This is a genomic window from Microbacterium sp. (genome assembly GCF_035554235.1).
Lineage (GTDB): Bacteria > Actinomycetota > Actinomycetes > Actinomycetales > Microbacteriaceae > Microbacterium.
Genome location: NZ_DATMIO010000248.1, coordinates 1 through 6,937, shown reverse-complemented (window position 1 = coordinate 6,937; position 6,937 = coordinate 1). Strand labels below are relative to the sequence as shown.

Below are 6,937 nucleotides of genomic sequence, written 5' to 3'. Positions count from 1 at the left end.
GCGAAGCCGCGTATCGAGACATCTGCCCCGCGGCCGAGGTTCCGCCGAGCCCGCGCTTCCCCCAGATCGAGTACGAGGTGCAGGCGTTCTGGCGCGCGGACGACACCTTCCGCGCGAGCATCGCGCAGCGGGAGGGCTCGCCGGAGTGGGTCTTCTACGACGGCCCGCCGTTCGCGAACGGCCTGCCGCACTACGGCCACCTGCTGACGGGATTCGCGAAGGACCTGTTCCCGCGTTTCCAGACCATGACCGGTCATAAGGTCGATCGCGTCTTCGGCTGGGACACGCACGGGCTGCCGGCCGAGCTCGAGGCGATGAAGCAGCTCGGCATCACCGAGAAGTCCGAGATCGAGAACATGGGCATCGCCCAGTTCAACGCGAAGGCGCGCGAATCGGTGCTGACCTACACCGAGGAGTGGAAGGACTACGTCGGGCGCATGGCCCGGTGGGTGGACTTCGACCGCGGCTACAAGACCCTCGACACGAACTACATGGAGAGCGTGCTGTGGGCGTTCGCATCGCTCTACGAAAAGGGCCTCGCGTACGAGGGCTACCGGGTGCTGCCGTACTGCTGGCGCGACGAGACGCCCCTGAGCGCCCACGAGCTGCGCATGGACGACGACGTCTACAAGATGCGCCAGGATCCCTCGGTCACGGTCACGTTCCCGCTCGTGGGCGTGAAGGCCGAATCGCTCGGGCTCACGGGGGTGCGCGCGCTCGCCTGGACGACGACGCCGTGGACGCTGCCGACCAACTTCGCGCTCGCGGTCGGCCCCGACATCCGATATGCCGTTCTGCCCGGCGGGCCGCTCGGCGCATCCGACATCCACCATGCCCCGCCTTCGACGGGATCACGGACCGAGGGGGAGGCCAACGACACCGCCGAGGCCGACTCGCACCGGTACCTGATGGCCGAAGACCTGCTGCCGAGCTACGCGAAGGATCTCGGGTACGAGAGCGCGGCGGATGCGGCGGCCGCCGTCGACGCGCGGTTCACCGGTGCGGAGCTCGCCGACGTGCACTACGACCGGCTGTTCGACTACTACGCCGACGCCGAGACCTGGGGCACCCAGAACGCGTGGCGCATCCTCGTCGACGACTACGTCACGACCGGCGACGGCACCGGCATCGTGCACCAGGCGCCCGCGTTCGGTGAAGACGACCAGCGCGTCGGCGAAGCCGCCGGCATCCCGACGATCCTCTCGCTCGATGACGGCGGTCGCTTCCTGCCCGCCGTGACGGATGTCGCGGGCGAGCTGTGGATGGACGCCAACACGCCTCTCGTCCGCATCCTCCGTCAGAGCGGCCGGCTGCTGCGGCTCGCCAGCTACGAGCACTCCTACCCGCACTGCTGGCGCTGCCGCAATCCGCTCATCTACAAGGCGGTCTCGAGCTGGTTCGTGCGCGTCACCGATGTGAAGGAACGTCTCGTCGAGCTCAACGACGAGATCACGTGGGCCCCCGAGAACGTCAAGTACGGGCAGTTCGGCAAGTGGCTCGAGGGCGCGCGCGACTGGTCGATCAGCCGCAACCGCTACTGGGGCTCTCCGATCCCCGTGTGGAAGAGCGATGACCCCGAGTACCCGCGCGTCGACGTGTACGGGTCGCTCGCCGCGCTCGAGGCCGACTTCGGGCGCCTGCCGCGCAACGGGGAGGGCGAGATCGACCTGCATCGGCCGTTCATCGACGACCTGACGCGGCCGAACCCGGACGACCCCACGGGGCGCAGCACGATGCGCCGCATCGAGGACGTGTTCGACGTGTGGTTCGACTCGGGATCGATGCCGTTCGCCCAGGTGCACTATCCGTTCGAGAACCACGAGTGGTTCGACGAGCACTCGCCCGCGGATTTCATCGTCGAATACATCGGCCAGACGCGCGGCTGGTTCTACGTCATGCACGTGCTCTCGGGCGCGCTGTTCGATCGGCCGGCGTTCACGGGCGTCGCGTGCCACGGCATCGTGCTCGGCAGCGACGGGCAGAAGATGTCCAAGTCGCTGCGCAACTACCCCGATGTCGCCGAGGTCTTCGACCGCGACGGCTCCGACGCCATGCGGTGGTTCCTGATGGCGAGCTCGGTGCTCCGCGGCGGCAACCTGATCGTGACCGAGGAGGGCATCCGGCAGGGCGTGCGCGAGTTCCTGCTGCCCCTGTGGAGCTCGTGGTACTTCTTCTCGACCTACGCGAACGCTTCGACAGGCTCAGCGGGGGCCGCGGCCGGCGGCCCTTCGACAGCCTCAGAGACCGGCGGCGACGGCTACGAGGCGTCGTGGTCGACGGCATCCACCGACCCGCTCGACCGATACATCCTGGCCCTCACCGGCGAACTCGTGCGCGACGTGCGGGCGGCGCTCGAGAGCCTCGACTCCACGACGGCGGCCGCCGCGCTCCGCGACTTCGTCGAGGTGCTCACGAATTGGTACATCCGGCGCTCGCGCGACCGCTTCTGGGTCGGCGTCGATCGGTCCCGCAGCGAGGGAGGCGAGGCGAAGGGCACCGAGGCCTTCGACACGCTCTACACGGTGCTCGAGACGGTGTGCCGGGTTGCCGCTCCGCTGATCCCGCTCATCTCGGAGCGGGTGTGGCAAGGCCTCACGGGTGAGCGCAGCGTGCACCTCACGGATTGGCCCGACGCCGACGCGTTCCCCCTGCACGCCGACATCCGCCCCGCGATGGATGCCGTGCGCGAGCTGTCGTCCGTCGCCAATGCGCTGCGCAAGAAGGAGGGCCTGCGCGTGCGCCTGCCGCTCGCCTGCCTGACCGTGGTGGTGCGGGATGCCGGATCGCTCGCGCAGTTCGAGGGGATCCTGCGCGACGAACTCAACGTCAAGTCGGTCGAGCTGGTCGAGCTCGACGCCGATGTCGCGGAGCGCTACGGCGTCAGCAAGCGCCTGAGCGTGAACGCCCGCGCCGCCGGTCCTCGCTTGGGACAGCGGGTGCAGCACGTCATCCGGGGGGCGAAGGCGGGCGTGTGGGAAGAGGTCGACGGCGTCGTGATCGTCGACGGCATCGCGCTGCAGGAGGGCGAGTACGAGCTCACGCTCGAGGCCGGCGGCGTCGACGCGGGCACCGCGATCGCCCTGCTGCCGGACGGCGGATTCGTTCTGCTCGACACCGCCACCACCCCCGAGCTAGCGGCCGAAGGGCTCGCGCGCGATGTCATCCGCGCCGTGCAGGACACGCGGAAGGCGGCCGGCTTCGCGGTGAGCGACCGCATCCGCCTTCAGCTGCTCTTCGACGCGGCGGCCGACGGGGACGCCGTCCGACGTGCCTTCAGCGCGGCGGATGTCGCGGGGGAGACCCTCGCGGTGGCGCACGACGTGCTCGTCGCCGGGGAGGACGTGCACGTGCCCGCCGACGCTCCGGCGGATGCCTGGCATCCGGTCGCCTTCGGCGCACAGCCGGATCACGTCGGCTACTTCACCGGCGGCACGTTCGCCAACGAAGGCGGCTTCCACGTCGCCGTGACCCGGCAGGAGGCCGCGAGTGTCTGACCGCAAGAGGGCGGATGCCGTCTACGCGACCCTGCTGGAGCGCCAGGGCGAGAGCTGGGTGCAGCCCCGCGTCGAGCGCACCCGGCGAGTGCTCGAGCTGCTGGCCGACCCGCAGCGGACGTATCGCGTGGTGCACGTCACCGGCACGAACGGCAAGACGTCGACGAGCCGCATCATCGAGAGCCTGATCCGCGCTCACGGCCTGCGCACCGGACTGTTCACGAGCCCGCACCTCGAACGGTTCACCGAGCGCATCATGATCGACGGCGAGCCCGTCGACGATGCGGCCGTCGCCGACGCGTGGGACGAGATCTCGCCGTTCGTCGACCTCGTCGACGCCGAGCTCGCGGCATCCGGCGACGCGCCGCTGACGTTCTTCGAACTGCTGACGGTGCTCGCCTTCGTCGCGTGCGCGGACGCCCCCGTCGATGTGCTCGTGCTCGAGGTCGGCATGGGCGGGTCGTGGGACTCGACGAACACGGCCGACGGCGATGTCGCCGTGTTCGCACCGATCGCCCTCGACCACGCCGACCGGCTCGGCGGGACCATCGCCGAGATCGCGGCCGTCAAGGCGGGAATCATCAAGGACGGCGCGGCGGTCGTATCCGCACGACAGGAGGCGGCGTCCGAGGCCGTGCTCCGCGCCGCCGCCGCCGCCCGCGGTGCCTCGATCGCCTTCGAGGGTGCCGAGTTCGCTCTGACCGACGACAAGCTCGCGGTCGGCGGCCAGCTCATCTCGGTGCGGGGTCTGGCGGGGGAGTACCCGGAGCAGTACCTGCCCCTGTACGGCGCCCACCAGGGCTCGAACGCCGCTCTCGCGATCGCGGCCGTCGAGTCCCTCATCGGCGGCGGCTCGCAGCCGATAACGGGCGACGTGCTCGCCGAAGGCCTGAGCGAGGTGCGCTCACCGGGCCGCCTGCAGCTCGTCGGCATCGCCCCGACGGTGCTGGTGGATGCCGCGCACAATCCCCACGGCGCGCACGCGCTCGCCTCAGCCCTGACCGAGTCGTTCGACTTCGACGAGTGGGGCATCGTGCTCGGCGTGCTGGGCGACAAAGACGCCGAGGGCATCGTCGCGGCGCTCGCGCCGCGGGCGGCGCACGTCTTCGCGACCGCCCCCGACTCGGAGCGGGCGAACGACGCCGACGTCATCGCCGACCTGGCCGAGGCTGCGGGGCTCCCCGTCACCGTGCACCGCGACGTCGCGGACGCCGCCGCCGCGGCGCGGGAGTGGGCGGTCGCCTCCGATCGGAGGGCCGTCGTCATCGCGGGCTCCGTCGTGCTCGCGGGCGAGGCGATCGCGGTCGCCACCGACGAGAACTGGAAGGCCGGGTGGGAGCGGTGAGCGCCGACGCGGCACCGCGTCCTCGTCGCCGCAGGACGCTCGTCGAGAACCTCGGCGCGATCGTGCTCGGCTTCGAATCCGTCGTCGTCTTCCTCGGCGGCCTCGTCGTCTACGGGCTGAATGCGCTCCCCGGCTCGATCCCGTCGTGGTGGGGCGTGGTCGCCGGATCCGCGATGGCGGTCGCGATGATCGTGACCGCCGGGCTGCTGCGGCACAGGTGGGCGATCGTGCTCGGCTGGGTCCTGCAGCTGCTCGTCGCCCTCGCCGCCGTCCTCGTACCCGCGTTCCTGCTCGTCGCGCTCATCTTCGGCAGCATGTGGGGGTATGCGACGATCGGTGGGGCGCGGATCGACGCCCGAGGGGCAACGGCCCCCGAGCCCAGACCCGCCGAGCCCAGACCCGCCGAGCCCAGACCCGCCGACCCTCAGACCCCGAGAGAGAGTGACTGACATGGCCACCGAAGAGACCCTCGTCCTCGTCAAGCCCGACGGCGTCGCCCGCGGATTGACCGGAGCGATCCTCGCCCGCATCGAGGCGAAGGGCTACTCGCTCGTCGACATCCGCCTCGCCGAGCCCGACCGCGAGGTGCTCGAGCGGCACTACGCCGAGCATGAAGGCAAGCCCTTCTACGAGCCGCTTCTCGAGTTCATGATGTCGGGGCCGTCGGTGGCGATCCGCGTCGCCGGCAACCGCGTCATCGAGGGCTTCCGCTCGCTCGCGGGGACCACCGACCCGACCACCGCCGCGCCCGGCACGATCCGCGGCGACTTCGGCCGCGACTGGGGCCTGAAGGTGCAGCAGAACCTCGTCCACGGCAGCGACAGCGTCGAATCGGCCGAGCGCGAGCTCGACATCTGGTTCGCGTAAGGCTCCCTGACCTCGGCGCGCGTCAGAAGAGGTTGCCGAGCACGTCGAGGCGCACCTGGGCAAGGATCGCCACGATGCCGTAGGTCGCGACGGCGAACAGCGGAACCCACCCCATGAACTGGTCCGCGCGACGCCGGACGGCCGCCGGGACCGGCACCGACCCGTTGCGGAACACCTGCAGCGTGACGGCGTAGAAGGTCGGGATCGTGACGAGCCAGGTCACCATGCACCACGGGCACAGGGTGCCGAGCACGAAGATGCTCTGCGCGATCAGCCAGATCACGAAGACGAAGGCTGCCAGCATCCCGAGCTCGAAGAGCAGCCAGAACCAGCGGGCGAAGCGGGCGCCGGCGAGGATCGCGACGCCGACCACGATCGGGGCGATCCAGGCCGAGAGGCCGATGATCGGGTTCGGGAATCCGAACACCTGACCCTGCCACGACTCCAGGTTGGCGCGGCACTGCACCAGGATGCTGAAGTCGCAGCCGAGGGCTGCATCCGGGTTCGCCAGGAGGTGCAGTCGCTCGAGCGTCAGCTGGAACGCCGCCCACCAGCCCACGGCCCCGGCAACGACCAGCCAGACGGCGAGAGCGGTGGGACGCGTGCGGGGTTCGGGCATGCTCGGATTATGGCATCGAGGGCTGTGCGCGAGCCTTCAGCGAGTGCCCGCCGAGCCTCCACCGGATGCCCGCCGCACGCTCCCGCGCGTGGCGAGCACGCCGGTTGCCAGGGAATAGTGCGATAATGGCTGTCGATGCACCCGCGGCCGCGCCGCGATCCGCATCGCAGAAGACTTCGGGGCGACGAATGCCCCGCGACCAGAGCCAGGAGCCGGTCGCAGACCGAGTGAGTTCGCGGCACCGCAGGTGCGGCACCGCCTGAGATTTCGCCGGGTGACGCGCGGATGTCGCCCCGCAGGGAGTGCGCCAGTGATGGCTGATGAGAGCAATGACACCCTTGACCACCACGAGACAGCGCCCGAGGCGCCGGAAGTAGCGGCGATCGAGCCGACGTGGGAGCCCCTCGAGGGCCCCGATGTGGAACTGCCGATGGGCGCGTCCACCGTCGACGCGGTGGACGCCGTCGAGGAGTCCGAGGCGGTGCCGGCGGTGCTGCCCGAAGCGCTCGAGGGACCCGATGTCGAGTTGCCCACGGGCGACGAGGCATCGGACGAGCAAGCGGCCGAGCACGCGCCGGAGCCGGAGCAGCCGGCAGAGCCGGAGCCCGCCGG

General features: G+C 70.5%; 5 protein-coding genes and 1 pseudogene. 5 read left to right on the top strand and 1 reads right to left on the bottom strand.

Annotated elements, in window-relative coordinates:
• The first annotated feature begins 20 nt into the window (after nucleotides 1–20).
• From VNT50_RS12535 to ndk, 4 genes are read left to right on the top strand one after another with little or no spacing between them, the layout of a single operon-like run.
• Nucleotides 21–3,494, top strand: coding sequence for an isoleucine--tRNA ligase (locus tag VNT50_RS12535; RefSeq protein WP_325485449.1), 3,474 nt, complete (start codon nucleotides 21–23; stop codon nucleotides 3,492–3,494).
• Nucleotides 3,487–4,839 carry a bifunctional folylpolyglutamate synthase/dihydrofolate synthase gene (locus VNT50_RS12530; RefSeq protein WP_325485448.1) on the top strand — a complete coding sequence of 451 codons (1,353 nt, stop codon included), beginning with the start codon at nucleotides 3,487–3,489 and terminating at the stop codon, nucleotides 4,837–4,839. Before VNT50_RS12535 ends, VNT50_RS12530 begins: the two co-directional genes overlap by 8 nt.
• Entirely contained in the window at nucleotides 4,836–5,288 is a 453-nt protein-coding gene (locus VNT50_RS12525; RefSeq protein WP_325485447.1) for a DUF4233 domain-containing protein, read from the top strand. Before VNT50_RS12530 ends, VNT50_RS12525 begins: the two co-directional genes overlap by 4 nt.
• Nucleotide 5,289: 1 nt before the next feature.
• Nucleotides 5,290–5,706 carry a nucleoside-diphosphate kinase gene (gene ndk / locus VNT50_RS12520; RefSeq protein ID WP_325485446.1) on the top strand — a complete coding sequence of 139 codons (417 nt, stop codon included), beginning with the start codon at nucleotides 5,290–5,292 and terminating at the stop codon, nucleotides 5,704–5,706.
• A 22-nt stretch (nucleotides 5,707–5,728) separates the two neighbouring features.
• Here ndk and VNT50_RS12515 read toward each other — a convergent pair whose 3' ends face one another.
• Nucleotides 5,729–6,325 (bottom strand): vitamin K epoxide reductase family protein, encoded by a 597-nt coding sequence (locus tag VNT50_RS12515; RefSeq protein ID WP_325485445.1) that lies wholly within the window; start codon nucleotides 6,323–6,325, stop codon nucleotides 5,729–5,731.
• 313 nt (nucleotides 6,326–6,638) lie between these two features.
• Here VNT50_RS12515 and VNT50_RS12510 point away from each other — a divergent pair.
• Nucleotides 6,639–6,937: pseudogene (locus tag VNT50_RS12510) on the top strand (hypothetical protein); the annotation flags it as partial.

What these genes read in the sequence shown, in the direction of transcription:
- VNT50_RS12515 (WP_325485445.1), bottom strand. Translation starts at nt 6,325, where the DNA reads ATGCCCGAACCCCGCACGCGTCCCACCGCTCTCGCCGTCTGGCTGGTC.
- ndk (WP_325485446.1), top strand. Translation starts at nt 5,290, where the DNA reads ATGGCCACCGAAGAGACCCTCGTCCTCGTCAAGCCCGACGGCGTCGCC.